Consider the following 25,931-nt stretch of genomic DNA (forward strand, 5'->3'; position numbering starts at 1 on the left):
ATTTATTCTCCTTGCGGATAACGTTTGCGGTACACCTCATACATGAGAAGACTTGCAGCGACAGAAGCATTCAATGACGTAACATGCCCTCTCATCGGCAAATGAATGAGAAAATCGCATTTTTCTAAAATGAGCCTTCCGATTCCTTTTCCTTCACTGCCAATGACAAGAGCCAGCGGCATCGTTCCGTCAAGGGAGCGATAGTCATCTTTTGCTTTGGCATCTGTTCCAACAATCCATACACCGCGCTCTTTTAATTCATCAATCGTTCTCGCTAAATTCGTCACTCGCGCAACGGGGACATATTCGATCGCACCTGTCGAAGCTTTTGCTACCGTTGCTGTCAATCCTACAGAACGGCGTTTCGGAATAATGATTCCGTGGGCGCCTACGGCATCAGCCGTTCGCATAATCGAACCTAAGTTATGTGGATCTTCCAATTCATCAAGAATGAGAAAAAATGGCGGTTCGTTTTTTTCGGATGCTCGCGCAAATAAATCATCACCTCATAATAACGGTACGCCGCAACTTGAGCGACAACTCCTTGGTGCGCCCCTTCCACCATTTGATCAAGCTTTTTTTTCGGAACATATTGCACAAGCACACCATTTTGCTTAGCAAGCTGAATAATCGGTTGGATAGAGTTGCGCTGCACACCTTCTGCTATCCAAATTTTGTTAATTTCCCTTTCTGATTTCAATGCCTCGATGACAGGATTTTTTCCAATAATAAAATCCATTGCTACAACTCCCTTTCCTCACCTTCAATAATCGCAAAAGAACAGCGAATAATCTCCTCAACTCGTTTTTCATTATTTCCTAAAAAATGATAGCCAATAAGCGCTTCAAATGCTGTACTATATCGGTACGTCTGCACATCCGTGTTTTTGGGAATCGTACCAGATTTGGCGTTTCTTCCCGGCGAACGACCGACTGCTCTTCTTCTGTTAATAATTCATTTTCTAATAATGTTAACAACACTTTTGCTTGTGCTTTCGCTGATACATATTGAATCGCTTGTTTATGAAGCTGATGCGGCTTCACATTTCCGTTTGAAAGAAGGTGATGCCGTACATAAAGTTCGTATACGGCATCCCCAATGTAAGCAAGCGCTAATCCGTTTAGTTGTTTTACATCTTTGATCGGCTGTAAAAGACTCATCGCATCTTATCCTCTTTTCCATCTCGTACCTTGCGGCGTATCTTCTAAAATAATGTTTTTCGCCTTTAATTCATCACGAATTTGATCCGCTAAAGCAAAATTCCGATTCTTTCTCGCTTCGTTCCGCTTTTGAATAAGCGCTTCGATTTCCTCGTCCAATAATTCCTCTTCTTGCAACGTAATGCCCAGTACATCTAACAGCTGTTCAAATTCACGCAAAAATGCATGAATGACGCGTTCGGACGTATTTTTTTCCACAAATATAAGTTCGCTTGTTTCGATAGCTCAAATAACACGGCAATCCCATTGGCTGTGTTAAAATCATCGTCCATCTCCCGAATAAATGCCTCATGTTGCTCTTGAATGCGCGCAAGCCATTGATCATCATCATCGGTTAAGTTCGTGCTGCTTTGCAATCGATGTTTTAAATTAAAATAGGACGTTTTTAACCGTTCCAATCCTTTTTTCGCGCTTTCTAATAATTCTTCACTATAGTTAATCGGATGTCGGTAATGAACAGAAAGCATAAAGAACCGTAATACTTGCGGATCGATTTGCTGGATAATATCGTGAACGAGCACAAAATTACCTAGCGATTTTGACATTTTTTCGTTATTAATATTTAAATATCCGTTATGAAGCCAATATTTCGCAAACGGTTTTCCTGTTAACGCTTCTGATTGTGCAATTTCGTTTTCATGATGAGGAAACGTCAAATCTTGACCACCGGCATGAATATCAATCGTATCCCCTAAATATTTACGCGCCATTGCCGAGCACTCGATATGCCATCCCGGACGCCCTTTTCCCCACGGGCTATCCCAGCAAATTTCGCCTTCTTTTGCCGCTTTCCATAACGCAAAATCAAGCGGATCTTCTTTCTTTTCCCCTACTTCAATGCGCGCTCCCGCTTTTAGTTCATCAATAGATTGATGCGAGAGTTTTCCATATTCTTTAAATTTCCTTGTACGATAGTACACATCCCCGTCTACTTCGTATGCATAACCTCTATCGATTAATGTTTGAATAAATTCAATAATCGTATCTATATTTTCCGTTACGCGTGGATGAACATCCGCTTTTTGCATCCAAGCGCTGTAATATCTTCAAATACGCTTGAATAAAACGCTCCGCGATTGTCGGCACATCTTCTCCTAATTCGCGCGCCGCCTTAATTAACTTGTCATCCACATCCGTAAAATTGGAGACGTATTTCACTTCATAACCGCGAAACTCTAGGTAACGGCGAATCGTATCAAACACAATCGCGGCGCGGGCGTTCCCAATATGAATATAGTTATATACGGTTGGACCGCATACATACATTTTTACTTTATTCGGTTCTAGCGGTTCAAACAGTTCCTTTTTTCTTGTTAACGTGTTATAAAGTCGAATGCTGCTCATCTTCGACCTTCCTTTCCTTCTTTAAGCTTTCAATTTCTTCACGCAATCTTGCAATTTCTGCTTCTAACTCTTTAATGCGATCGGCAACCGGATCTGGCAAGTCCGTATGATTTAAGTCTTTTTTCACTTTCACACCATTGCGGACAACCACTCGTCCCGGAATGCCAACAACCGTGGAGTTCGGTGGAACGTCTTTCAACACAACAGAACCTGCTCCGATTTTTGAGTTTTCTCCAATCGTAATGGAACCGAGCACTTTCGCACCTGCTGCAATTAAGCAGTTGTCTTTAATCGTTGGATGGCGCTTTCCTTTTTCTTTCCCTGTTCCTCCTAATGTTACACCTTGATACACAGTTACATTATCTCCAATTTCACATGTTTCGCCAATCACCACACCCATGCCATGATCGATGAAAAAGCGGCGGCCGATTTTCGCTCCCGGGTGAATTTCAATGCCTGTAAAAAAGCGGCTAATTTGCGAAATAAGGCGGGCAAGAAAGTAAAATTTACGCTTATATAATGCATGAGCAATACGGTGCGCCCAAATCGCGTGAAGACCAGAGTATGTTAAAATAACTTCTAAATAGCTTCTTGCTGCTGGATCTTGCTCAAAAATCACCTCAATATCTTCCTTAAGTGTTTTAAACATATAATCCTCCCTCCACTTTCATCAAATTTGCGGAAAGTACATCTATGAAAAAAGCGTCTCTGTGCCAATGACACAGAGACGCTTCTAGGCGCGGTTCCACTCTGTTTAGCTAAACGATTCGTTTAGCTCACTCCAATCTGATAACGGAGAAACTCCGCTCCTATCTACTACAGAACGTCTCTGCTCTGGTTCGAAAGGAGGCTCCGAGGGGCATTTCAAAAACATCGGTCATGAATCACTTCCAGCCAAGGTGATTCTCTCTGGAATGCCAATGTTTTCTACTTCTCCTCGTCAACGCTTTTTCTATATTTTATTTTTACTATATGAAAAACGGATAAAAAGGTTAATGAATTACTTTTTCTAATCGGCTTATAACTTTTTCTTTTCCTAATAATTGAATCGCAAATGGCAGTTCCGGGCCGTGTGTTTGCCCTGTTACCGCAACGCGAATCGGCATAAACAATTTTTTCCCTTTTTGTCCTGTCGCTTTTTGCACCGATTTAATTGCCGCTTTAATATTTTCTGCCGTAAACGGCTCAAGCTGTTTCACTTCTTCTAAAAATGTTTTTAACACATCAGGGACTTGTTCGCCGGCTAACACTTCTTTCGCTTCTTCATTATACTCAATGTCTTCTTTAAAGAACAACTCCGATAGCTCTACAATTTCCGCTCCATAACTCATTTGTTCTTGGTATAATGCAATTAAATCACGCGCCCATTGACGTTGTTCTTCACTCATTTGTTCTGGCAGGCGGCCGGCTTTAATCAAGTGCGGCAATGAAATTTCCACTAATCGGTCTAAGTCTAATTTTTTAATATATTGGTTATTCATCCATGTCAACTTTTTCGTATCGAACATCGATGGTGATTTGGACAATCGGGAAACATCAAAAATACGAATGAGTTCCTCTTTCGAGAAAATTTCTTCTTCCCCTTCTGGTGACCATCCTAATAGTGCAAAGAAGTTAAACAACGCTTCTGGCAAATAGCCAAGCTCTTTATATTGAGAAACAAATTGAATAATCGATTCATCACGTTTTGAAAGTTTTTTGCGATTCTCATTTACAATTAACGTTAAATGAGCAAATTTCGGCGGCTCCCACCCGAAATAGTCGTAAATCATTAACTGTTTCGGCGTGTTCGATAAATGTTCTTCACCGCGGAACACGTGGGTAATTTTCATTAAGTGGTCATCAATAACAACAGCAAAATTGTATGTTGGGATGCCGTTTGCTTTCATAATGACCCAATCGCCAATATCTTTTGATTCAAACGTCACTTTTCCACGTACGATATCTTCAAATTCATATACTTTTCCTTCAGGTACTTTTACACGAATCGTATACGGCTTTCCTTCTGCTTCCAATTGTGCGACTTGTTCTTTTGTTAAATGGCGGCACTTTCCGCTATATTGCGGCGCTGCAATCCCTGCCGCTCTTTGCGCTTCCCGCTCTTTTTCCAGCTCTTCTGGCGTGCAGAAACATTTATACGCATATCCTTTTTCTAAAAGTTCATTCACGTATTTACGATATATATCGAGACGTTCCGTTTGGCGATATGGACCGTATCCGCCGTCTTTATCCACCGACTCGTCATAATCAATGCCTAACCATTTTAAGTTTTCTAACTGCGACTGTTCGCCACCTTCTACGTTTCGTTCGATATCCGTATCCTCAATACGTACAATAAATTTTCCATTATGATGACGAGCAAATAAATAGTTAAATAACGCCGTTCTTGCACCGCCAATATGTAAATGACCGGTTGGGCTCGGTGCGTATCGCACTCTCACTTCTTGTGACATCGTCAATAACCCTCCAATATCTAATCAAACTTGTACCACTATTGTACATTTTATATGAGCAAAGTTCAAAATGGATTGTTTGAGGCTATACAAGTAAGCAATATGATGTTTATTTTATTTTTTTTGCAATAATACGACCGCTTGAGCAGCAATTCCTTCTTCTCGGCCAGTAAAACCTAACTTTTCCGTCGTTGTTGCTTTGACATTGACTTGTGACAGTTCTCCTTCTAACAAATTCGCAATGTTTTCTTTCATTTGCTCGATATGTGGCGCCATCTTTGGCTTTTGTGCGATAATCGTGCAATCGAGATTAGCAAGTTCGTATCCTTGCTGCTTGACTAATTCCCATACTTGTTTTAATAATAGCGCAGAATCAGCGTCCTTATAGCAGTCATCGGTATCTGGAAAATGCTTGCCAATATCACCTGCACCAATTGCTCCTAAACATGCATCTGCGACCGCATGCAACAATACATCGGCGTCGGAATGGCCGAGCAACCCTTTTTCGTATGGAATGCGAACGCCTCCAATGATGAGGGGACGGCCCTCGACAAGCTGATGAACATCAAATCCTTGACCAATGCGAAACATGTAGTTACCCCTCTCGTTATGAAATTACCCAACTTGATAAAATCGCTTCAGCAAATAATAAATCATCCGGTGTCGTTAATTTAATATTGCGGTAATCGCCTTCGACAATTTTTACTTTCCCGCCAATTCGCTCTACAAGACTTGCATCATCTGTGCCAATATAACCATCTTTTTGTGCCTGCTCATGTGCCCTTAAAACGAGAGAAACATGAAAAGCTTGTGGAGTTTGTACAGCCCACAAGCTAGAGCGTTCCACCGTTTCCTCAACAAACTGATCGCGCGCCTTTTTGATAGTGTCTTTAACGCGCACAGCCGGAATTGCCGCACCGTGTTCCTTCGCTTCTTTTACTAATTCATGAATGTGCTCTATAGTAACGAACGGACGCGCACCATCATGAATAAGCACAATATCCCCATTTTTCACCGCTTTCAGTCCATTGTACACGCTATGTTGTCGCTCTTTTCCACCGCTTACGATCGCGGTGATTTTTTTAATATGGAAACGAGAAAATAATTGTTCAAACTGTGTTCTTTCCGCTTCATTAATCACAACAATAATACCACGGCACCATTCATCGTTTTCAAACACTTTTAATGTGCGCACAATTAGCGGTTCGTTTTGAAGTTCAATCAATTGTTTATTAACTCCTGCCTTCATTCGCTTTCCTTGCCCGGCTGCAGGAATGACTACCTCATACATCATCGCTGTTTCCCCTACTCATTCGTTTATAACGCTTTTTGCAATAGCTTTAGCTTCGCGAAAATCATTCTCCCTGCTGATGTTTGTAACACGCTTGTCACCAGTACGTCAACCCGTTTGCCTATATAATCTTTTCCGTCTTCCACGACAATCATTGTTCCATCATCTAAGTACGCCACACCTTGATTGTGCTCCTTGCCATCTTTGATCACATGAACGTTTAATTCTTCCCCAGGGAGAACAACCGGTTTCACCGCATTCGCTAAATCATTAATATTAAGGACACGCACATTTTGCAGCTCACATACTTTATTTAAATTGAAATCATTCGTGACGACAACACCTGATGTTAATTTTGCCAACTTCACCAGCTTACTGTCTACCTCTTGAATATCGTCAAAATCACCTTCATAAATTTCCACTTTAATGTCCAATTCCTTTTGAATGCGGTTTAAAATGTCAAGTCCACGTCGGCCACGATTGCGTTTTAACACATCAGATGAATCTGCAATATGTTGCAATTCTTCAAGCACAAAACGAGGAATGACAATCGTTCCTTCTAAAAAACCTGTTTGGCAAATATCCGCAATTCGGCCATCAATAATTACACTTGTGTCTAAAATTTTTACAGGACTGTCTTTTGATAAGCCGGTCTCTTCTTCTGTCCCCTTTTTCTTTGCCATTCGATTGGAAAGAGAAAATAAATTCATTAATTCATGCCGTTTTTTAAATCCGACTTGAAATCCTAAATAACCAAGCAGGATCGTCAAAAATATTGGCAGCACCGTATTGACGACTTGAAACTGAAACGATTGCAGCGGCATGACGACTAAAAACGCAATAATAAGGCCGAAAATAAGCCCTAAACTGCCAAATAAAAGATCAGCAACAGGCACTTTAACGAGCGATTCCTCGACCCAGCGAATCATATCTACAATATAATCTACTAGCCAAAAAGTCATCATAAAGAAAATAAGTGCTCCTAATACCGCCAATGTATATGAATTATTTAATAATGAAATGTCGCTTATATTCATAAGGCGCAACAAATTTGGCAAGAAAACAACACCTAATGTTCCTCCAACAACAAGAAAAAACAACTGAACGATACGTTTTACCATTTCTTTATTTTCACCTCCCTATCTAACATTATAAACAGTTTCCAATGTTTGAAACCAATCTTTAACATAGTTTTTAATATTTTTTAAATATTTGACATGTACTTGTAAATTTTACTGCAACGTATGTTCAAGTGCCTCGGCAACGTGGGACACACCGATCACGGTTATATGTTTTGGCGGATTCCATCCTGCTAAATTGTTTTTAGGAATAATGATGCGAGAAAACCCTAATTTTACTGCTTCTTGCACCCGTTGTTCAATACGGGAAACACGGCGTACTTCCCCAGTTAAACCGACCTCGCCGATAATCACATCGGACGGGTTGGTTGGCTGATCGCGGAAACTTGAGGCAATGCTTACGGCAATCGCCAAATCAATCGCTGGCTCGTCTAATTTTACTCCCCCTGCCACTTTCAAGTAAGCGTCCTGATTTTGTAAAAGCAGGCCGACCCTTTTTTCCAATACGGCCATTAATAAAGAAACACGGTTATGGTCGATTCCCGTTGCCATCCGCCGCGGGTTGCCAAAACTCGTTGGAGATACTAATGCTTGAATTTCGACTAATACAGGACGAGTTCCTTCCATTGCCGCGACAACGGTTGAACCTGCCGACCCTCGGGAACGTTCTTCTAAAAACACTTCTGAAGGGTTTTCGACCTCGATAAGTCCTGAATCTCTCATTTCAAAAATACCAATTTCATTTGTGGAGCCGAAACGGTTTTTCACCGCCCGTAAAATACGATACGTATGGTGACGTTCTCCTTCGAAATAAAGAACCGTATCCACCATATGCTCTAAAATTCTTGGACCGGCAATCGCTCCCTCTTTCGTTACATGGCCGACAATAAAAATGGCAATTCCTTTTGTTTTGGCAATTTTCATCAGTTCCGCTGTACATTCACGGACTTGCGATACACTTCCTGGTGCGGACGTAATATCTGCACGGTAAATCGTTTGAATCGAATCAATCACAACACAAGCGGGGCGAACATTTTCGATTGCTTCTGCAATATATTCCAAATCTGTCTCCGCTAATACATACAATTGGTCGGAAGCAATGTGAAGGCGGTCAGCGCGCAATTTCGTTTGTTTTACGGATTCTTCGCCGGATATATATAATACTTTATGTTGCATAGCAGCAAGTTGCGCAGAAACTTGCAAAAGAAGCGTTGATTTTCCAATGCCTGGATCCCCACCGATTAAAACGAGCGAACCTTTCACAATTCCCCCACCTAATACGCGGTTAAATTCAGAAATATTCGTTTGTATGCGCGGCTCTTGCGTTGTGGTCACGGTAGTAATTGGAACTGGTTTTGAGATGATATCATCCGTGGAATGCACAAACACTCCTCTTGTCATTGGCTTTGTCCGCTCAATTTCCTCGACCATCGAATTCCATGTACTGCATCCTGGACATCTTCCAAGCCATTTCGCTGATTCATAACCGCATTCTTGACAAACAAACTTTGTTTTCTTTTTCCCCATCGCTAGAAAACCCTTTCTTTTTCATCGTTGAAACAAAAAGGTATGGGCAGTGAGCCGCCGCATACCTTCCATCAAGAAAACGCCGATTACATCACCGCTTGCTCTGATAAAACGACGAACTCTCCGTCTTTTACGTCTACAATGACTTTTTGCCCTTTGCCAATCGTTCCTTTTAACAGCTCTTCCGACAAACGATCTTCTACATGTTTTTGCAACGCGCGACGCAATGGACGAGCACCGTATTCTAGATCATATCCCTCGGAAACAATTTTTTCAATGGCCGCATCCGTTAACTCTAAATCGATATCTTGTTCTTTTAAGCGTTTTACAAGCTGTTCTGCCATTAGTTTTACAATTTCTTTTAAATGTTGTTTTTCAAGTGAATGGAAGACAATAATTTCATCAATTCGGTTTAAAAACTCCGGACGAAATGCTTTCTTTAACTCGTCCATGACTTTTCCTTTCATGTCTTTATACTTCTGATCTTCATCTTGGATATTAAAGCCGACGTATTTATTCCGCTTTAACGCATCCGCACCGACGTTCGATGTCATAATGATAATCGTATTGCGGAAATCAACCGTTCTTCCTTTCGAATCAGTTAAACGCCCGTCTTCCAACACTTGCAGCAAAATGTTAAATACGTCCGGATGCGCTTTTTCCATCTCATCTAACAACACGACCGAATACGGTTTGCGGCGCACTTTTTCCGTTAGTTGACCGCCTTCCTCGTATCCGACATAGCCAGGAGGCGAACCGATTAAACGAGATGTCGAGTGCTTCTCCATATATTCCGACATATCGATGCGAATAAGTGCGTCTTCATCACCGAACATCGCTTCTGCAAGCGCTCTTGCTAATTCTGTTTTTCCAACACCAGTTGGACCGAGGAAAATGAACGAGCCAATCGGGCGTTTCGGATCTTTTAATCCAGCGCGCGCACGCCGAACTGCTTTGGCAACTGCTTTTACTGCTTCATCTTGACCAACGACGCGGGAATGTAAAATTTCTTCTAGTTTCAATAATCGTTCTGTTTCTGTTTGTGCAAGTTTTGACACCGGAATTCCTGTCCAGCTTGATACAACCATCGCAATGTCTTCCACTGTTACTTCAGAGTTTTCCTGCCCCTGTTTTTCTTTCCACGCGCGTTTCGTTTCTTCTAATTCTTCACGTAAACGTTGTTCCATATCACGCAAGGAAGCAGCTTTTTCAAATTCTTGGCTTTGTACAGCAGCATCTTTTTCTTTGCGTACTTCCTCAAGTTTTTGCTCAAGCTCCTTTAATTGTGGAGGAGCAGTAAACGAACGAAGGCGAACTTTCGAACAAGCCTCATCGATTAAATCGATTGCTTTATCTGGAAGGAAACGGTCAGTAATATAGCGGTCAGATAATTTTACTGCCTGAATGATTGCTTCATCCGAAATAGATACACGGTGATGCGCTTCATAGCGATCGCGCAATCCTTTTAAAATTTGAATCGATTCTTCTACCGTCGGTTCATCGACGTAAATTGGTTGGAAACGACGTTCTAATGCCGCGTCTTTTTCAATATATTTCCGATACTCATCCAATGTAGTCGCACCAATGCATTGCAACTCCCCACGGGCAAGCGCTGGCTTCAAGATGTTCGATGCGTCAATCGCACCTTCTGCACCACCTGCGCCAATAAGCGTATGGAGCTCATCAATGAAGAGAATGATATTTCCTGCTTGACGAATCTCATCCATCACTTTTTTCAGACGATCTTCAAATTCACCGCGGTATTTTGTACCAGCTACTACCGTTCCCATATCTAACGTCATTACTCGCTTATCGCGGAGTGTTTCTGGAACCTCATTATTTACGATTTGTTGCGCAAGACCTTCAGCAATGGCTGTTTTCCCAACCCCAGGTTCTCCGATTAACACCGGGTTATTTTTTGTACGACGGCTTAACACTTCAATAACGCGCTGAATTTCCTTGCTTCTGCCAATAACAGGGTCTAATCTTCCTTCACGAGCAATCGCCGTTAAATCGCGAGCTAAGCTGTCTAATGTTGGTGTACTTACGTGTGAAGCACCGCCTCCTGAATGACCGGAAACAGACTCATTGCTTCCAAGCAGTTGCAACACTTGTTGGCGCGCTTTATTAAGACTTACTCCCAAATTGTTAAGTACGCGGGCCGCAACTCCTTCACCTTCACGAATAAGACCTAGTAAAATATGTTCTGTTCCTACATAGGAATGGCCAAGCTTTCTCGCTTCATCCATCGATAGTTCAATTACTTTTTTCGCACGCGGCGTATAATGGATCGTATGGGAAACTTCATGACCGCGACCGATTAACGATTCTACCTCTTTTTGAATTTTTTCTGGCCCAAGCCCTAAAGCCATTAATGCTTTTGCTGCAATTCCTTCCCCTCGCGAATTAAACCTAATAAAATATGTTCCGTTCCAATGTTATTATGGCCAAGGCGTATTGCTTCCTCTTGAGCTAGCGCCAATACTTTTTGCGCCCGCTCCGTAAATCTTCCAAACATCATTATTCATCACCCTCCATCGCTTTTCTTTCTTCCATTTTTAGACGTTCGCGGATTAGTGCCGCCCGTCGAACATCCCGTTCTTCCGGTCTTAGCACGCCGCCTGCATACTGTTGTAAAAATCCAGGTTGAGTTAAAATCATCAGCTCATTTAAAATATTGCGCGAAATATTTTTAATATATCCTAAGTCAATTCCTAAACGTACATCAGACAAACATTGCGCTGCTTCTTTAGATTCAATAACACGGCTATTTGCTAATATCCCATAAGAACGGAATACTCTGTCTTCTAATTGTATGTTTAAAGTTTTGACTAATGTCTCCCTCGCCATTCTTTCCTGGGCAATTAATTGTTGAACAACGCTTTTCAAATCTTCCACAATATCCTCTTCCGACTTTCCTAATGTAATTTGATTTGAAATTTGGAAAATGTTACCTAACGCCTCACTGCCTTCTCCATATGTTCCGCGTACTACTAATCCTAGTTGGTTGATTGCTGGAATAATGCGGTTTATTTGCTGTGTTAAAACGAGAGCCGGGAGATGCATCATAACAGAAGCGCGCATCCCTGTTCCAACGTTTGTCGGACAGCTTGTTAAATATCCGAGTTTTTCATCAAACGCATAATTGACATGTTCCTCAATCCAATCATCAAGCTCATTAGCCACTTTTAACGCTTCTGTTAATTGAAGACCAGGAAATAAACATTGAATACGAATGTGATCCTCTTCATTAATCATAATGCTTATTTCTTCATTTTCTGAAAGCAAGCACGCCCCAAAAGGAGAATCTTCTGCCAAATGCGGGCTAATTAAATGCTTTTCTACCAATACCCTTTTTTCAATCGGTTGAAGCTCTGACATTTTTAACAATTCAAAACGACCGACAGACGGGTAAAAACGATGAGCAAATGTTTGCTCAAACAATGAAACAATTTGCTGTGCTTCCTCATTGTTAAATACTGTTGGAAACTGAAAATCAACAATGTTTCTTGCTAAACGGATACGGCTGCTTAACACGATATCAGAATCAGGCCCCTCTTGACTCATCCAAGAACTGACCGCCGTATTAAAAAACTTCTCAAACGACATATAACTACATCTCCCCCCCTCGATGTTGATGCAACTGATATTCAAGAGAGCGAATTTGATCACGAACCTCTGCCGCCTTTTCAAATTCTTCTCTCGCCACAAGTTCTTGCAGTTTTTGTTTTAACATAGCAATTTGCTTGCGCAGATGGAGTGTTCCACCTTTTCGTTTCGGTATTTTTCCAGCATGGGTTGTATTTCCGCTATGGAGTCTTTTTAATATTGGTGGTAAATATCTAGCAAATGTGCGGTAACAGTTTGAACAGCCGAAACGGCCTGTTTTTGTAAACTGATGATAAGTCATTGTACACTTCTCGCATTGTAAAATATCGGTGCTTTGGAACGGGCTTGACGTCATTTCTTTCATTGGAGATGAAAAATTAAGCAGGCCAGCTAATAAATTATTAAAGGAAAAGTCATCATTTCCGTAAAACATAAACATATCACTATTCTCTTGAGCGCATTGTTCGCAAAGATGAAATTCGGTTTTTTCGCCGTTTATAATTTTCGTAAAATGCACTGTTGCCGGTCTTTGATTGCATTCCTGACATATCAACTTTATCCCCTCCCTACTTATATTTTAGCGATATCAACATCGCTCTTAGCATGCGTGCTCTCAATTCATCACGTTGGGGCAAATCGATGTATAATACAGAACGGTCCATTACGCTTAGCATAATCTTTGCTTCTCGTTCGGTAATTACTTTTTCCTCGACAAGACGATCAATAATATCTTCCGCATTTGATTGACTAATCCGATGCTGGATTAATTCTAACAGTTGATCAATTAACTGTGCTTCACTTTTTGTTTTCACTTTCATAATGCGGATGTAACCACCGCCACCGCGCTTACTCTCAACAATATATCCTCGCTCTAGCGTAAATCTTGTATTAATAACATAATTAATTTGTGAGGGAACACATTGAAATTTATCAGCAATTTCACTTCTTTTGATTTCCACAATGTCTTTACCGCTCATATTTAATACCTGTTTTAAATATTGCTCAATAATATCAGAAATGTTTGGCACTCTACCTCCTCCTTACAAACCAAGTTGACTTTGACTATATTTGACCTTACTTCTACTATATAGTTTATTATAAAAAAATGCAAGGGTCACTCACAAAAATGGCTAGTCATATGATTTCCTTTTTTTTTCGAAAATGAAACATGATTTTAGGTAATAAAAGGAAAGGGTAAGCAAATATAGAAAAAAAGAAGCATGCCTTTCATTAAGGCATGCTTCTTTTTACATTGCCTAGCAACGACCTACTCTTGCAGGGGCGCTGGCCCCAACTACCATCGGCGCTGGAGAGCTTAACTTCCGTGTTCGGGATGGGAACGGGTGTTTCCTCTCCGCTATTGTCACTAGGCAATTATCTCAATTGGACATTTATTATTATATTCCAATCATCACGTTTGTCAAGAGGGATTTCGTTCCCTCAAAACTAGATAACCGTCCGTTTGGAAGAAGCCGTCTTGCGTAGGCGGCCTACGCTTTTCCATTGTCTAGCTCCTAGCGTCCTCCGCTTTTCGCTTTGTCTAGCTCCGGTGCCTAGCTCTCTTGCGCCAAATAACCTTCTCCCTTGAGGTGCAAGCACCTCTACGGGCGAAGAACATTTTCCTTTTGGCGCTAAGCGCTCGCCTCCGCTTTTCCGCTTGGTTAAGTCCTCGATCGATTAGTATCCGTCAGCTCCACGTGTCGCCACGCTTCCACCTCGGACCTATCGACCTCGTCATCTTCGAGGGATCTTACTCGCTTGACGCGATGGGAAATCTCATCTTGAGGGGGGCTTCACGCTTAGATGCTTTCAGCGCTTATCCCTTCCGCACATAGCTACCCAGCGGTGCCCCTGGCGGGACAACTGGTACACCAGCGGTGCGTCCATCCCGGTCCTCTCGTACTAAGGACAGCTCCTCTCAAATTTCCTGCGCCCGCGACGGATAGGGACCGAACTGTCTCACGACGTTCTGAACCCAGCTCGCGTACCGCTTTAATGGGCGAACAGCCCAACCCTTGGGACCGACTACAGCCCCAGGATGCGATGAGCCGACATCGAGGTGCCAAACCTCCCCGTCGATGTGGACTCTTGGGGGAGATCAGCCTGTTATCCCCGGGGTAGCTTTTATCCGTTGAGCGATGGCCCTTCCATACGGAACCACCGGATCACTAAGCCCGACTTTCGTCCCTGCTCGACCTGTCCGTCTCGCAGTCAAGCTCCCTTGTGCCTTTGCACTCTACGAATGATTTCCAACCATTCTGAGGGAACCTTTGGGCGCCTCCGTTACCTTTTGGGAGGCGACCGCCCCAGTCAAACTGCCCACCTGACACTGTCTCCCACCCCGATAAGGGGTGCGGGTTAGAATTTCAATACCGCCAGGGTGGTATCCCACCGGCGCCTCCACCGAAGCTGGCGCTCCGGCTTCTCAGGCTCCCACCTATCCTGTACAAGCGATACCAAAATTCCATATCAGGCTGCAGTAAAGCTCCACGGGGTCTTTCCGTCCTGTCGCGGGTAACCTGCATCTTCACAGGTAGTATGATTTCACCGGGTCTCTCGTTGAGACAGTGCCCAAGTCGTTACACCTTTCGTGCGGGTCGGAACTTACCCGACAAGGAATTTCGCTACCTTAGGACCGTTATAGTTACGGCCGCCGTTTACTGGGGCTTCGGTTCGCACCTTCAGCCTTGCGGCTTAAGCGCTCCCCTTAACCTTCCAGCACCGGGCAGGTGTCAGCCCCTATACTTCGCCTTTCGGCTTCGCAGAGACCTGTGTTTTTGGTAAACAGTCGCTTGGGCCTTTTCACTGCGGCTCTCTCGGGCTCATCACCCAAGAGAGCACCCCTTCTCCCGAAGTTACGGGGTCATTTTGCCGAGTTCCTTAACGAGAGTTCTCCCGCGCACCTTAGGATTCTCTCCTCGCCTACCTGTGTCGGTTTGCGGTACGGGCACCTCTCACCTCGCTAGAGGCTTTTCTTGGCAGTGTAGGATCGGGGACTTCGGGACCGATGGTCCCTTCGCCATCACGGCTCAGCCTTTGCGCCAGACGGATTTGCCTATCTGGCAGCCTAACCGCTTGGACAGGCTATTCCAGCAGCCTGCTCGCCCTACCTTCCTGCGTCCCCCCATTGCTCAAACGGTGAGGAGGTGGTACAGGAATCTCAACCTGTTGCCCATCACCTACGCCTTTCGGCCTCGGCTTAGGTCCCGACTAACCCTGAGCGGACGAACCTTCCTCAGGAAACCTTAGGCTTTCGGTGCAGAGGATTCTCACCTCTGTTTTCGCTACTCACACCGGCATTCTCACTTCTAAGCGCTCCACGAGTCCTTCCGGTCCCGCTTCGGCGCGCTTAGAACGCTCCCCTACCGATGACGGGCGGTCATCCCACAGCTTCGGTGGCACGTTTAGCCCCGGTACATTTTCGGCGCAGAGTCACTCGACCAGTGAGCTATTACGCACTCTTTAAATGATGGCTGCTTCTAAGCCAACATCCTGGTTGTCTGGGCAACTCCACATCCTTTTCCACTTAACGTGCACTTTGGGACCTTAGCTGGTGGTCTGGGCTGTTTCCCTCTCGACCACGGATCTTATCACTCGTAGTCTGACTCCCAAGGATAAGTCGTTGGCATTCGGAGTTTGACTGAGTTCGGTAACCCGATGAGGGCCCCTAGCTCAATCAGTGCTCTACCTCCAAGACTCTTCCCTTGAGGCTAGCCCTAAAGCTATTTCGGGGAGAACCAGCTATCTCCAGGTTCGATTGGCATTTCACCCCTACCCACACCTCATCCCCGCACTTTTCAACGTACGTGGGTTCGGGCCTCCAGTAGGTGTTACCCTACCTTCACCCTGGACATGGGTAGATCACCTGGTTTCGGGTCTACGACGACGTACTTAACGCCCTATTCAGACTCGCTTTCGCTGCGGCTCCGTCTCTTCGACTTAACCTCGCACGTCATCGTAACTCGCCGGTTCATTCTACAAAAGGCACGCCATCACCCATAAACGGGCTCTGACTACTTGTAGGCACACGGTTTCAGGTTCTCTTTCACTCCCCTTCCGGGGTGCTTTTCACCTTTCCCTCACGGTACTGGTTCACTATCGGTCACTAGGGAGTATTTAGCCTTGGGAGATGGTCCTCCCTGCTTCCGACGGGATTCCCCGTGTCCCGCCGTACTCAGGATCCACTCGGGAGGGAACGAAGTTTCGACTACAGGGCTGTCACCTTCTCTGGCGGGCCTTTCCAGACCGCTTCGTCTACCCCGTTCCTTTGTAACTCCCATGTGAGTGGTCCTACAACCCCAAGAGGCAAGCCTCTTGGTTTGGGCTGTTCCCGTTTCGCTCGCCGCTACTCAGGGAATCGCGGTTGCTTTCTTCTCCTCCGGGTACTTAGATGTTTCAGTTCCCCGGGTGTGCCCTCCATACCCTATGGATTCAGGTATGGATACTGCTCCATTACGGGCAGTGGGTTTCCCCATTCGGACATCTCCGGATCAACGCTTGCTTACAGCTCCCCGAAGCGTTTCGGCGTTTGCCCCGTCCTTCATCGGCTCCTAGTGCCAAGGCATCCACCGTGCGCCCTTTCTAACTTAACCATGCGAAAACAGCTTCACGCTAGCCGCCTTCGCTTCTCGGCTTCTTCCTTTGTCTAGCTTCGGCGCCTAGCTCTCTTGTCAAATAACCTTCCCCCTCGAAGTGCAAGCACTTCTGTGGGTGAAGAACATTTGACTTCGAGAGCTAATCGCGGCGCCTCCGCTTTTTTTCTCGGTTATCTAGTTTTCAAGGAACCAACTTATTTCCTGCATCCGCTCATAGACGCAGGCGCAAGGCGACTACTTGAGTATGCTTCCTTGCAGCCTTGCGCCGAGGAATCCAGCTTCCTTGAATCCGCTGGTAGACGCAGGCGCAAAACGGATTGATTGAAGAGAACATAAACATGTTCCCTCAAAACTGAACAAACCCGAAGCGTCCACTTCCGACTAGCCCATAAGGGCAGCCGCTTCCGCTTTTCGTACTGTCTAGCTCCAGCGCCTAGCTCTCTTGTGCCAAATAACCTTCCCCCTCGAAGTGCAAGCACTTCTGCGGGTGAAGAACATTTGGCTTCGAGAGCTGATCGCGGCGCTTCCGCTTTTCGTACTGTCTAGCTTCGGCTCCTAGCCCCTCGGGCCGCTTCGGTCTCGCTGCGGCGGCAACAGCCTCCTCGCGAGCCCTCCAGCGCCTGTCGGGGCTAACCAGTCGCCTTCGCTTTTCGTATCATCCTTAGAAAGGAGGTGATCCAGCCGCACCTTCCGGTACGGCTACCTTGTTACGACTTCACCCCAATCACTTGCCCCACCTTCGGCGGCTGGCTCCCTTACGGGTTACCTCACCGACTTCGGGTGTTGCAAGCTCTCGTGGTGTGACGGGCGGTGTGTACAAGGCCCGGGAACGTATTCACCGCGGCATGCTGATCCGCGATTACTAGCGATTCCGGCTTCATGCAGGCGAGTTGCAGCCTGCAATCCGAACTGAGAGCGGCTTTTTGGGATTCGCTCCCCCTCGCGGGTTCGCAGCCCTTTGTACCGCCCATTGTAGCACGTGTGTAGCCCAGGTCATAAGGGGCATGATGATTTGACGTCATCCCCACCTTCCTCCGACTTTTAGCCGGCAGTCCCCTAGAGTGCCCAACTGAATGCTGGCAACTAGGGGCGAGGGTTGCGCTCGTTGCGGGACTTAACCCAACATCTCACGACACGAGCTGACGACAACCATGCACCACCTGTCACCCTGTCCCCCCCGAAGGGGGAACGCCCTGTCTCCAGGGTTGTCAGGGGATGTCAAGACCTGGTAAGGTTCTTCGCGTTGCTTCGAATTAAACCACATGCTCCACCGCTTGTGCGGGCCCCCGTCAATTCCTTTGAGTTTCAGCCTTGCGGCCGTACTCCCCAGGCGGAGTGCTTAACGCGTTAGCTACAGCACTAAAGGGAAAACCCCTCTAACACTTAGCACTCATCGTTTACGGCGTGGACTACCAGGGTATCTAATCCTGTTTGCTCCCCACGCTTTCGCGCCTCAGCGTCAGTTACAGACCAGAGAGCCGCCTTCGCCACTGGTGTTCCTCCACATCTCTACGCATTTCACCGCTACACGTGGAATTCCGCTCTCCTCTTCTGCACTCAAGTCCCCCAGTTTCCAATGACCCTCCACGGTTGAGCCGTGGGCTTTCACATCAGACTTAAGGGACCGCCTGCGCGCGCTTTACGCCCAATAATTCCGGACAACGCTCGCCCCCTACGTATTACCGCGGCTGCTGGCACGTAGTTAGCCGGGGCTTTCTCGTTAGGTACCGTCACCGTACCGCCCTATTCGAACGGTACTTCTTCTTCCCTAACAACAGAGCTTTACGATCCGAAGACCTTCTTCGCTCACGCGGCGTCGCTCCGTCAGACTTTCGTCCATTGCGGAAGATTCCCTACTGCTGCCTCCCGTAGGAGTCTGGGCCGTGTCTCAGTCCCAGTGTGGCCGGTCACCCTCTCAGGCCGGCTACGCATCGTCGCCTTGGTGAGCCGTTACCTCACCAACTAGCTAATGCGCCGCGGGCCCATCCGTAAGTGGTAGCAAAAGCCACCTTTCAACCAAAGACCATGCGGTCTTCGGTGTTATCCGGTATTAGCCCCGGTTTCCCGGAGTTATCCCGGTCTTACGGGCAGGTTACCCACGTGTTACTCACCCGTCCGCCGCTAACCGAACAGAAGCAAGCTCCCGCTCGGTCCGCTCGACTTGCATGTATTAGGCACGCCGCCAGCGTTCGTCCTGAGCCAGGATCAAACTCTCCAAAAAGAAAGTTGATTGGCTTATTTAATTCGTCACTGACACCGAAGGTGTCAAGTCGCCTTCGCTTTTCGTTGTGGACGCTTCGTTTTGTTCAGTTTTCAAAGAACATTAAATTTTTGAATAAGTGGAGCCTATCGGGATCGAACCGATGACCTCCTGCGTGCAAAGCAGGCGCTCTCCCAGCTGAGCTAAGGCCCCATATTTTCTAAATCGGGAAGACAGGATTCGAACCTGCGACCCCATGGTCCCAAACCATGTGCTCTACCAAGCTGAGCTACTTCCCGTAATGGCGCGCTCGAGAGGATTCGAACCCCTAACCTTCTGATCCGTAGTCAGATGCTCTATCCAATTGAGCTACGAGCGCATATGCCGAGGGCCGGACTCGAACCGGCACGGTAGTTACCTACCCCAGGATTTTAAGTCCTGTGCGTCTGCCAATTCCGCCACCCCGGCGATTAATGGAGCGGAAGACGGGACTCGAACCCGCGACCCCCACCTTGGCAAGGTGGTGTTCTACCACTGAACTACTTCCGCATCTTCAATATAGAGTTATAGAGTGCGGGTGAAGGGACTTGAACCCCCACGCCCGTAAAGGGCACTAGACCCTGAATCTAGCGCGTCTGCCAATTCCGCCACACCCGCGGTCAAAGAGTGAGCCATGGAGGATTCGAACCTCCGACCCTCTGATTAAAAGTCAGATGCTCTACCTACTGAGCTAATGGCTCATCATTCGAGAAAAGCAACTGATTCTATTTGTAATAAGTAATGGTGGAGGATGACGGGATCGAACCGCCGACCCCTTGCTTGTAAGGCAAGTGCTCTCCCAGCTGAGCTAATCCTCCATAATAAACTGCCTAGCAACGACCTACTCTTGCAGGGGCGCTGGCCCCAACTACCATCGGCGCTGGAGAGCTTAACTTCCGTGTTCGGGATGGGAACGGGTGTTTCCTCTCCGCTATTGTCACTAGGCAAGTAATGGACAAGTTCCATTATAGTTCAATCATTGACATTGTCAAGGGAAATTTCATTCCCTCAAAACTAGATAACCGTCCGTTTGGAAGAAGCCGTCTTGCATAGGCGGCCTATGCTTTTCCGTTGTCTAGCTCCGGTGCCTAGCTCTCTTGCGCCAAATAACCTTCTCCCTTGAGGTGCAAGCACCTCTACGGGCGAAGAACATTTTTCTTTTGGCGCTAAGCGCTCGCCTCCACTTTTCCGCTTGGTTAAGTCCTCGATCGATTAGTATCCGTCAGCTCCACGTGTCGCCACGCTTCCACCTCGGACCTATCGACCTCGTCATCTTCGAGGGATCTTACTCGCTTGACGCGATGGGAAATCTCATCTTGAGGGGGGCTTCACGCTTAGATGCTTTCAGCGCTTATCCCTTCCGCACATAGCTACCCAGCGGTGCCCCTGGCGGGACAACTGGTACACCAGCGGTGCGTCCATCCCGGTCCTCTCGTACTAAGGACAGCTCCTCTCAAATTTCCTGCGCCCGCGACGGATAGGGACCGAACTGTCTCACGACGTTCTGAACCCAGCTCGCGTACCGCTTTAATGGGCGAACAGCCCAACCCTTGGGACCGACTACAGCCCCAGGATGCGATGAGCCGACATCGAGGTGCCAAACCTCCCCGTCGATGTGGACTCTTGGGGGAGATCAGCCTGTTATCCCCGGGGTAGCTTTTATCCGTTGAGCGATGGCCCTTCCATACGGAACCACCGGATCACTAAGCCCGACTTTCGTCCCTGCTCGACCTGTCCGTCTCGCAGTCAAGCTCCCTTGTGCCTTTGCACTCTACGAATGATTTCCAACCATTCTGAGGGAACCTTTGGGCGCCTCCGTTACCTTTTGGGAGGCGACCGCCCCAGTCAAACTGCCCACCTGACACTGTCTCCCACCCCGATAAGGGGTGCGGGTTAGAATTTCAATACCGCCAGGGTGGTATCCCACCGGCGCCTCCACCGAAGCTGGCGCTCCGGCTTCTCAGGCTCCCACCTATCCTGTACAAGCGATACCAAAATTCCATATCAGGCTGCAGTAAAGCTCCACGGGGTCTTTCCGTCCTGTCGCGGGTAACCTGCATCTTCACAGGTAGTATGATTTCACCGGGTCTCTCGTTGAGACAGTGCCCAAGTCGTTACACCTTTCGTGCGGGTCGGAACTTACCCGACAAGGAATTTCGCTACCTTAGGACCGTTATAGTTACGGCCGCCGTTTACTGGGCTTCGGTTCGCACCTTCAGCCTTGCGGCTTAAGCGCTCCCCTTAACCTTCCAGCACCGGGCAGGTGTCAGCCCCTATACTTCGCCTTTCGGCTTCGCAGAGACCTGTGTTTTTGGTAAACAGTCGCTTGGGCCTTTTCACTGCGGCTCTCTCGGGCTCATCACCCAAGAGAGCACCCCTTCTCCCGAAGTTACGGGGTCATTTTGCCGAGTTCCTTAACGAGAGTTCTCCCGCGCACCTTAGGATTCTCTCCTCGCCTACCTGTGTCGGTTTGCGGTACGGGCACCTCTCACCTCGCTAGAGGCTTTTCTTGGCAGTGTAGGATCGGGGACTTCGGGACCGATGGTCCCTTCGCCATCACGGCTCAGCCTTTGCGCCAGACGGATTTGCCTATCTGGCAGCCTAACCGCTTGGACAGGCTATTCCAGCAGCCTGCTCGCCCTACCTTCCTGCGTCCCCCCATTGCTCAAACGGTGAGGAGGTGGTACAGGAATCTCAACCTGTTGCCCATCACCTACGCCTTTCGGCCTCGGCTTAGGTCCCGACTAACCCTGAGCGGACGAACCTTCCTCAGGAAACCTTAGGCTTTCGGTGCAGAGGATTCTCACCTCTGTTTTCGCTACTCACACCGGCATTCTCACTTCTAAGCGCTCCACGAGTCCTTCCGGTCCCGCTTCGGCGCGCTTAGAACGCTCCCCTACCGATGACCAACGGTCATCCCACAGCTTCGGTGGCACGTTTAGCCCCCGGTACATTTTCGGCGCAGAGTCACTCGACCAGTGAGCTATTACGCACTCTTTAAATGATGGCTGCTTCTAAGCCAACATCCTGGTTGTCTGGGCAACTCCACATCCTTTTCCACTTAACGTGCACTTTGGGACCTTAGCTGGTGGTCTGGGCTGTTTCCCTCTCGACCACGGATCTTATCACTCGTAGTCTGACTCCCAAGGATAAGTCGTTGGCATTCGGAGTTTGACTGAGTTCGGTAACCCGATGAGGGCCCCTAGCTCAATCAGTGCTCTACCTCCAAGACTCTTCCCTTGAGGCTAGCCCTAAAGCTATTTCGGGGAGAACCAGCTATCTCCAGGTTCGATTGGCATTTCACCCCTACCCACACCTCATCCCCGCACTTTTCAACGTACGTGGGTTCGGGCCTCCAGTAGGTGTTACCCTACCTTCACCCTGGACATGGGTAGATCACCTGGTTTCGGGTCTACGACGACGTACTTAACGCCCTATTCAGACTCGCTTTCGCTGCGGCTCCGTCTCTTCGACTTAACCTCGCACGTCATCGTAACTCGCCGGTTCATTCTACAAAAGGCACGCCATCACCCATAAACGGGCTCTGACTACTTGTAGGCACACGGTTTCAGGTTCTCTTTCACTCCCCTTCCGGGGTGCTTTTCACCTTTCCCTCACGGTACTGGTTCACTATCGGTCACTAGGGAGTATTTAGCCTTGGGAGATGGTCCTCCCTGCTTCCGACGGGATTCCCCGTGTCCCGCCGTACTCAGGATCCACTCGGGAGGGAACGAAGTTTCGACTACAGGGCTGTCACCTTCTCTGGCGGGCCTTTCCAGACCGCTTCGTCTACCCCGTTCCTTTGTAACTCCCATGTGAGTGGTCCTACAACCCCAAGAGGCAAGCCTCTTGGTTTGGGCTGTTCCCGTTTCGCTCGCCGCTACTCAGGGAATCGCGGTTGCTTTCTTCTCCTCCGGGTACTTAGATGTTTCAGTTCCCCGGGTGTGCCCTCCATACCCTATGGATTCAGGTATGGATACTGCCCCATTACGGACAGTGGGTTTCCCCATTCGGACATCTCCGGATCAACGCTTGCTTACAGCTCCCCGAAGCGTTTCGGCGTTTGCCCCGTCCTTCATCGGCTCCTAGTGCCAAGGCATCCACCGTGCGCCCTTTCTAACTTAACCATGCGAAAACAGCTTCATGCTTGCCGCCTTCGCTTCTCGGCTTCTTCCTTTGTCTAGCTTCGGCGCCTAGCCCCTCACGGTCGCTTCGGTCCTGCCATGGCGGCAATAGCCTCCTCGCAGGCCCTCCAGCGCCTATCGGGGCTAATCGCGGCGCCTCCGCTTTTCTTCTCGGTTATCTAGTTTTCAAGGAACCAACTTATTTCCTGCATCCGCTCATAGACGCAGGCGCAAGGCGACTACTTGAGTATGCTTCCTTGCAGCCTTGTGTCGAGGAATCCTGCTTCCTCGAATTTACTAGCAGACGCAGACACAAAGCACTTGAAGGAGTAGAATGCTCCCTCAAAACTGAACAAGGCTACTGCCTTGAATCAACTTCTCTGCTGCCTTGCGCCGAGGAATCCATCATCTTTGAATTCGCTCGTAGACGCAGGCGCAAAACGGATTGATTGAAGAGAACATAAACATGTTCCCTCAAAACTGAACAAACCCGAAGCGTCCACTTCCGACTAGCCCATAAGGGCAGCCGCTTCCGCTTTTCGTACTGTCTAGCTCCAGCGCCTAGCTCTCTTGTGCCAAATAACCTTCCCCCCTCGAAGTGCAAGCACTTCAGCGGGTGAAGAACATTTGGCTTCGAGAGCTGATCGCGGCGCTTCCGCTTTTCGTACTGTCTAGCTTCGGCTCCTAGCCCCTCGGGCCGCTTCGGTCTCGCTGCGGCGGCAACAGCCTCCTCGCGAGCCCTCCAGCGCCTGTCGGGGCTAACCAGTCGCCTTCGCTTTTCGTATCATCCTTAGAAAGGAGGTGATCCAGCCGCACCTTCCGGTACGGCTACCTTGTTACGACTTCACCCCAATCACTTGCCCCACCTTCGGCGGCTGGCTCCCTTAAAGGGTTACCTCACCGACTTCGGGTGTTGCAAGCTCTCGTGGTGTGACGGGCGGTGTGTACAAGGCCCGGGAACGTATTCACCGCGGCATGCTGATCCGCGATTACTAGCGATTCCGGCTTCATGCAGGCGAGTTGCAGCCTGCAATCCGAACTGAGAGCGGCTTTTTGGGATTCGCTCCCCCTCGCGGGTTCGCAGCCCTTTGTACCGCCCATTGTAGCACGTGTGTAGCCCAGGTCATAAGGGGCATGATGATTTGACGTCATCCCCACCTTCCTCCGGTTTGTCACCGGCAGTCCCCCTAGAGTGCCCAACTGAATGCTGGCAACTAGGGGCGAGGGTTGCGCTCGTTGCGGGACTTAACCCAACATCTCACGACACGAGCTGACGACAACCATGCACCACCTGTCACCCTGTCCCCCCCGAAGGGGGAACGCCCTGTCTCCAGGGTTGTCAGGGGATGTCAAGACCTGGTAAGGTTCTTCGCGTTGCTTCGAATTAAACCACATGCTCCACCGCTTGTGCGGGCCCCCGTCAATTCCTTTGAGTTTCAGCCTTGCGGCCGTACTCCCCAGGCGGAGTGCTTAACGCGTTAGCTACAGCACTAAAGGGAAAACCCCTCTAACACTTAGCACTCATCGTTTACGGCGTGGACTACCAGGGTATCTAATCCTGTTTGCTCCCCACGCTTTCGCGCCTCAGCGTCAGTTACAGACCAGAGAGCCGCCTTCGCCACTGGTGTTCCTCCACATCTCTACGCATTTCACCGCTACACGTGGAATTCCGCTCTCCTCTTCTGCACTCAAGTCCCCCAGTTTCCAATGACCCTCCACGGTTGAGCCGTGGGCTTTCACATCAGACTTAAGGGACCGCCTGCGCGCGCTTTACGCCCAATAATTCCGGACAACGCTCGCCCCCTACGTATTACCGCGGCTGCTGGCACGTAGTTAGCCGGGGCTTTCTCGTTAGGTACCGTCACCGTACCGCCCTATTCGAACGGTACTTCTTCTTCCCTAACAACAGAGCTTTACGATCCGAAGACCTTCTTCGCTCACGCGGCGTCGCTCCGTCAGACTTTCGTCCATTGCGGAAGATTCCCTACTGCTGCCTCCCGTAGGAGTCTGGGCCGTGTCTCAGTCCCAGTGTGGCCGGTCACCCTCTCAGGCCGGCTACGCATCGTCGCCTTGGTGAGCCGTTACCTCACCAACTAGCTAATGCGCCGCGGGCCCATCCGTAAGTGGTAGCAAAAGCCACCTTTCAACCAAAGACCATGCGGTCTTCGGTGTTATCCGGTATTAGCCCCGGTTTCCCGGAGTTATCCCGGTCTTACGGGCAGGTTACCCACGTGTTACTCACCCGTCCGCCGCTAACCGAACAGAAGCAAGCTTCCGTTCGGTCCGCTCGACTTGCATGTATTAGGCACGCCGCCAGCGTTCGTCCTGAGCCAGGATCAAACTCTCCAAAAAGAAAGTTGATTGGCTTATTTAATTCTTCACTGACACCGAAGGTGTCAAGCGCTTCAGCTTTTCACATTGTCCAGCTTCAGCGCCTAGCTCTCTCGTGC

At 48.0% G+C, this 25,931-nt stretch carries 10 protein-coding genes, 8 tRNA genes, 6 rRNA genes, 4 pseudogenes and 1 other annotated feature; all 28 genes and pseudogenes read right to left on the reverse strand.

Annotation, left to right across the window (positions count from 1 at the left end; all coding sequences use genetic code 11):
- Positions 1 to 2 precede the first annotated feature (2 nt).
- A pseudogene (gene rlmB, locus NXM86_RS17560) lies at positions 3 to 739 on the reverse strand (23S rRNA (guanosine(2251)-2'-O)-methyltransferase RlmB).
- Positions 740 to 876: 137 nt separating this feature from the next.
- Positions 877 to 1,160, reverse strand: a pseudogene (locus NXM86_RS17565) (ribonuclease III domain-containing protein); the annotation flags it as partial.
- Between the two features lie 6 nt (positions 1,161 to 1,166).
- Entirely contained in the window at positions 1,167 to 1,418 is a 252-nt protein-coding gene (locus NXM86_RS17570) for a CysS/YqeB C-terminal domain-containing protein (protein WP_498958386.1), read from the reverse strand.
- Positions 1,355 to 2,564, reverse strand: a pseudogene (gene cysS, locus NXM86_RS17575) (cysteine--tRNA ligase). The gene NXM86_RS17570 and the pseudogene cysS overlap by 64 nt, the downstream one beginning before the upstream one ends.
- A complete protein-coding gene (gene cysE / locus NXM86_RS17580) occupies positions 2,542 to 3,213 on the reverse strand; it encodes a serine O-acetyltransferase (RefSeq protein ID WP_012748863.1) in 672 nt (223 codons plus the stop codon). Before cysE ends, cysS begins: the two are co-directional and overlap by 23 nt.
- 71 nt (positions 3,214 to 3,284) lie before the next feature.
- Positions 3,285 to 3,517, reverse strand: a binding site (T-box leader).
- A gap of 39 nt (positions 3,518 to 3,556) precedes the next feature.
- Positions 3,557 to 5,017, reverse strand: coding sequence for a glutamate--tRNA ligase (gene gltX, locus NXM86_RS17585; protein ID WP_062677078.1), 1,461 nt, complete (start codon positions 5,015 to 5,017; stop codon positions 3,557 to 3,559).
- Between the two features lie 114 nt (positions 5,018 to 5,131).
- Positions 5,132 to 5,608, reverse strand: a complete 477-nt coding sequence (gene ispF, locus NXM86_RS17590) for a 2-C-methyl-D-erythritol 2,4-cyclodiphosphate synthase (protein WP_089096709.1) — start codon at positions 5,606 to 5,608, stop codon at positions 5,132 to 5,134.
- A 16-nt stretch (positions 5,609 to 5,624) separates the two neighbouring features.
- Positions 5,625 to 6,311 (reverse strand): 2-C-methyl-D-erythritol 4-phosphate cytidylyltransferase, encoded by a 687-nt coding sequence (gene ispD, locus NXM86_RS17595; protein ID WP_012748860.1) that lies wholly within the window; start codon positions 6,309 to 6,311, stop codon positions 5,625 to 5,627.
- 23 nt (positions 6,312 to 6,334) lie between these two features.
- Positions 6,335 to 7,429: a PIN/TRAM domain-containing protein gene (locus tag NXM86_RS17600; protein WP_081189181.1), complete on the reverse strand. Its 1,095-nt coding sequence runs from the start codon at positions 7,427 to 7,429 to the stop codon at positions 6,335 to 6,337.
- A 111-nt stretch (positions 7,430 to 7,540) separates the two neighbouring features.
- Positions 7,541 to 8,914, reverse strand: coding sequence for a DNA repair protein RadA (gene radA / locus NXM86_RS17605; protein ID WP_498958387.1), 1,374 nt, complete (start codon positions 8,912 to 8,914; stop codon positions 7,541 to 7,543).
- An 86-nt stretch (positions 8,915 to 9,000) separates the two neighbouring features.
- Positions 9,001 to 11,435 (reverse strand): annotated as a pseudogene (gene clpC / locus NXM86_RS17610) (ATP-dependent protease ATP-binding subunit ClpC).
- Positions 11,435 to 12,523 (reverse strand): protein-arginine kinase McsB, encoded by a 1,089-nt coding sequence (gene mcsB / locus NXM86_RS17615; protein ID WP_012748856.1) that lies wholly within the window; start codon positions 12,521 to 12,523, stop codon positions 11,435 to 11,437. The pseudogene clpC and the gene mcsB overlap by 1 nt, the downstream one beginning before the upstream one ends.
- A gap of 4 nt (positions 12,524 to 12,527) precedes the next feature.
- The gene (mcsA, locus tag NXM86_RS17620) at positions 12,528 to 13,076 is read right to left on the reverse strand and encodes a protein-arginine kinase activator protein McsA (RefSeq protein WP_498958388.1); all 549 of its coding nucleotides are present in this window, start codon (positions 13,074 to 13,076) and stop codon (positions 12,528 to 12,530) included.
- A 13-nt stretch (positions 13,077 to 13,089) separates the two neighbouring features.
- Entirely contained in the window at positions 13,090 to 13,551 is a 462-nt protein-coding gene (locus tag NXM86_RS17625) for a CtsR family transcriptional regulator (protein WP_012748854.1), read from the reverse strand.
- A 226-nt stretch (positions 13,552 to 13,777) separates the two neighbouring features.
- A 5S ribosomal RNA gene (gene rrf / locus NXM86_RS17630) occupies positions 13,778 to 13,894 on the reverse strand.
- Between the two features lie 286 nt (positions 13,895 to 14,180).
- Positions 14,181 to 17,115, reverse strand: a 23S ribosomal RNA gene (locus NXM86_RS17635).
- Positions 17,116 to 17,783: 668 nt separating this feature from the next.
- Positions 17,784 to 19,339: ribosomal RNA gene (locus NXM86_RS17640) — 16S ribosomal RNA — on the reverse strand.
- 119 nt (positions 19,340 to 19,458) lie between these two features.
- A tRNA-Ala gene (locus tag NXM86_RS17645) sits at positions 19,459 to 19,531 on the reverse strand.
- A gap of 12 nt (positions 19,532 to 19,543) precedes the next feature.
- A tRNA-Pro gene (locus NXM86_RS17650) sits at positions 19,544 to 19,617 on the reverse strand.
- A gap of 3 nt (positions 19,618 to 19,620) precedes the next feature.
- Positions 19,621 to 19,697 (reverse strand) — tRNA-Arg (locus tag NXM86_RS17655).
- A gap of 3 nt (positions 19,698 to 19,700) precedes the next feature.
- Positions 19,701 to 19,786 (reverse strand) — tRNA-Leu (locus NXM86_RS17660).
- 6 nt (positions 19,787 to 19,792) lie between these two features.
- Positions 19,793 to 19,867: transfer RNA gene (locus NXM86_RS17665), tRNA-Gly, on the reverse strand.
- A 23-nt stretch (positions 19,868 to 19,890) separates the two neighbouring features.
- Positions 19,891 to 19,975, reverse strand: a tRNA-Leu gene (locus NXM86_RS17670).
- 10 nt (positions 19,976 to 19,985) lie between these two features.
- A tRNA-Lys gene (locus NXM86_RS17675) sits at positions 19,986 to 20,058 on the reverse strand.
- Positions 20,059 to 20,099: 41 nt separating this feature from the next.
- A tRNA-Val gene (locus tag NXM86_RS17680) sits at positions 20,100 to 20,175 on the reverse strand.
- Between the two features lie 10 nt (positions 20,176 to 20,185).
- A 5S ribosomal RNA gene (gene rrf / locus NXM86_RS17685) occupies positions 20,186 to 20,302 on the reverse strand.
- 247 nt (positions 20,303 to 20,549) lie between these two features.
- Positions 20,550 to 23,484 (reverse strand): 23S ribosomal RNA (locus tag NXM86_RS17690).
- A 791-nt stretch (positions 23,485 to 24,275) separates the two neighbouring features.
- Positions 24,276 to 25,833: ribosomal RNA gene (locus tag NXM86_RS17695) — 16S ribosomal RNA — on the reverse strand.
- The 16S, 23S and 5S rRNA genes sit together here with 8 tRNA genes alongside, the layout of an rRNA operon.
- Positions 25,834 to 25,931: the final 98 nt, after the last annotated feature.

This window comes from Geobacillus sp. CX412 (assembly GCF_027942335.1).
GTDB classification, from domain to species: Bacteria; Bacillota; Bacilli; order Bacillales; family Anoxybacillaceae; genus Parageobacillus_B; species Parageobacillus_B toebii.

What these genes read in the sequence shown, in the direction of transcription:
- cysE (WP_012748863.1), bottom strand. Translation starts at nt 3,213, where the DNA reads ATGTTTAAAACACTTAAGGAAGATATTGAGGTGATTTTTGAGCAAGAT.
- gltX (WP_062677078.1), bottom strand. Translation starts at nt 5,017, where the DNA reads ATGTCACAAGAAGTGAGAGTGCGATACGCACCGAGCCCAACCGGTCAT.
- ispF (WP_089096709.1), bottom strand. Translation starts at nt 5,608, where the DNA reads ATGTTTCGCATTGGTCAAGGATTTGATGTTCATCAGCTTGTCGAGGGC.
- ispD (WP_012748860.1), bottom strand. Translation starts at nt 6,311, where the DNA reads ATGATGTATGAGGTAGTCATTCCTGCAGCCGGGCAAGGAAAGCGAATG.
- NXM86_RS17600 (WP_081189181.1), bottom strand. Translation starts at nt 7,429, where the DNA reads ATGGTAAAACGTATCGTTCAGTTGTTTTTTCTTGTTGTTGGAGGAACA.
- radA (WP_498958387.1), bottom strand. Translation starts at nt 8,914, where the DNA reads ATGGGGAAAAAGAAAACAAAGTTTGTTTGTCAAGAATGCGGTTATGAA.
- mcsB (WP_012748856.1), bottom strand. Translation starts at nt 12,523, where the DNA reads ATGTCGTTTGAGAAGTTTTTTAATACGGCGGTCAGTTCTTGGATGAGT.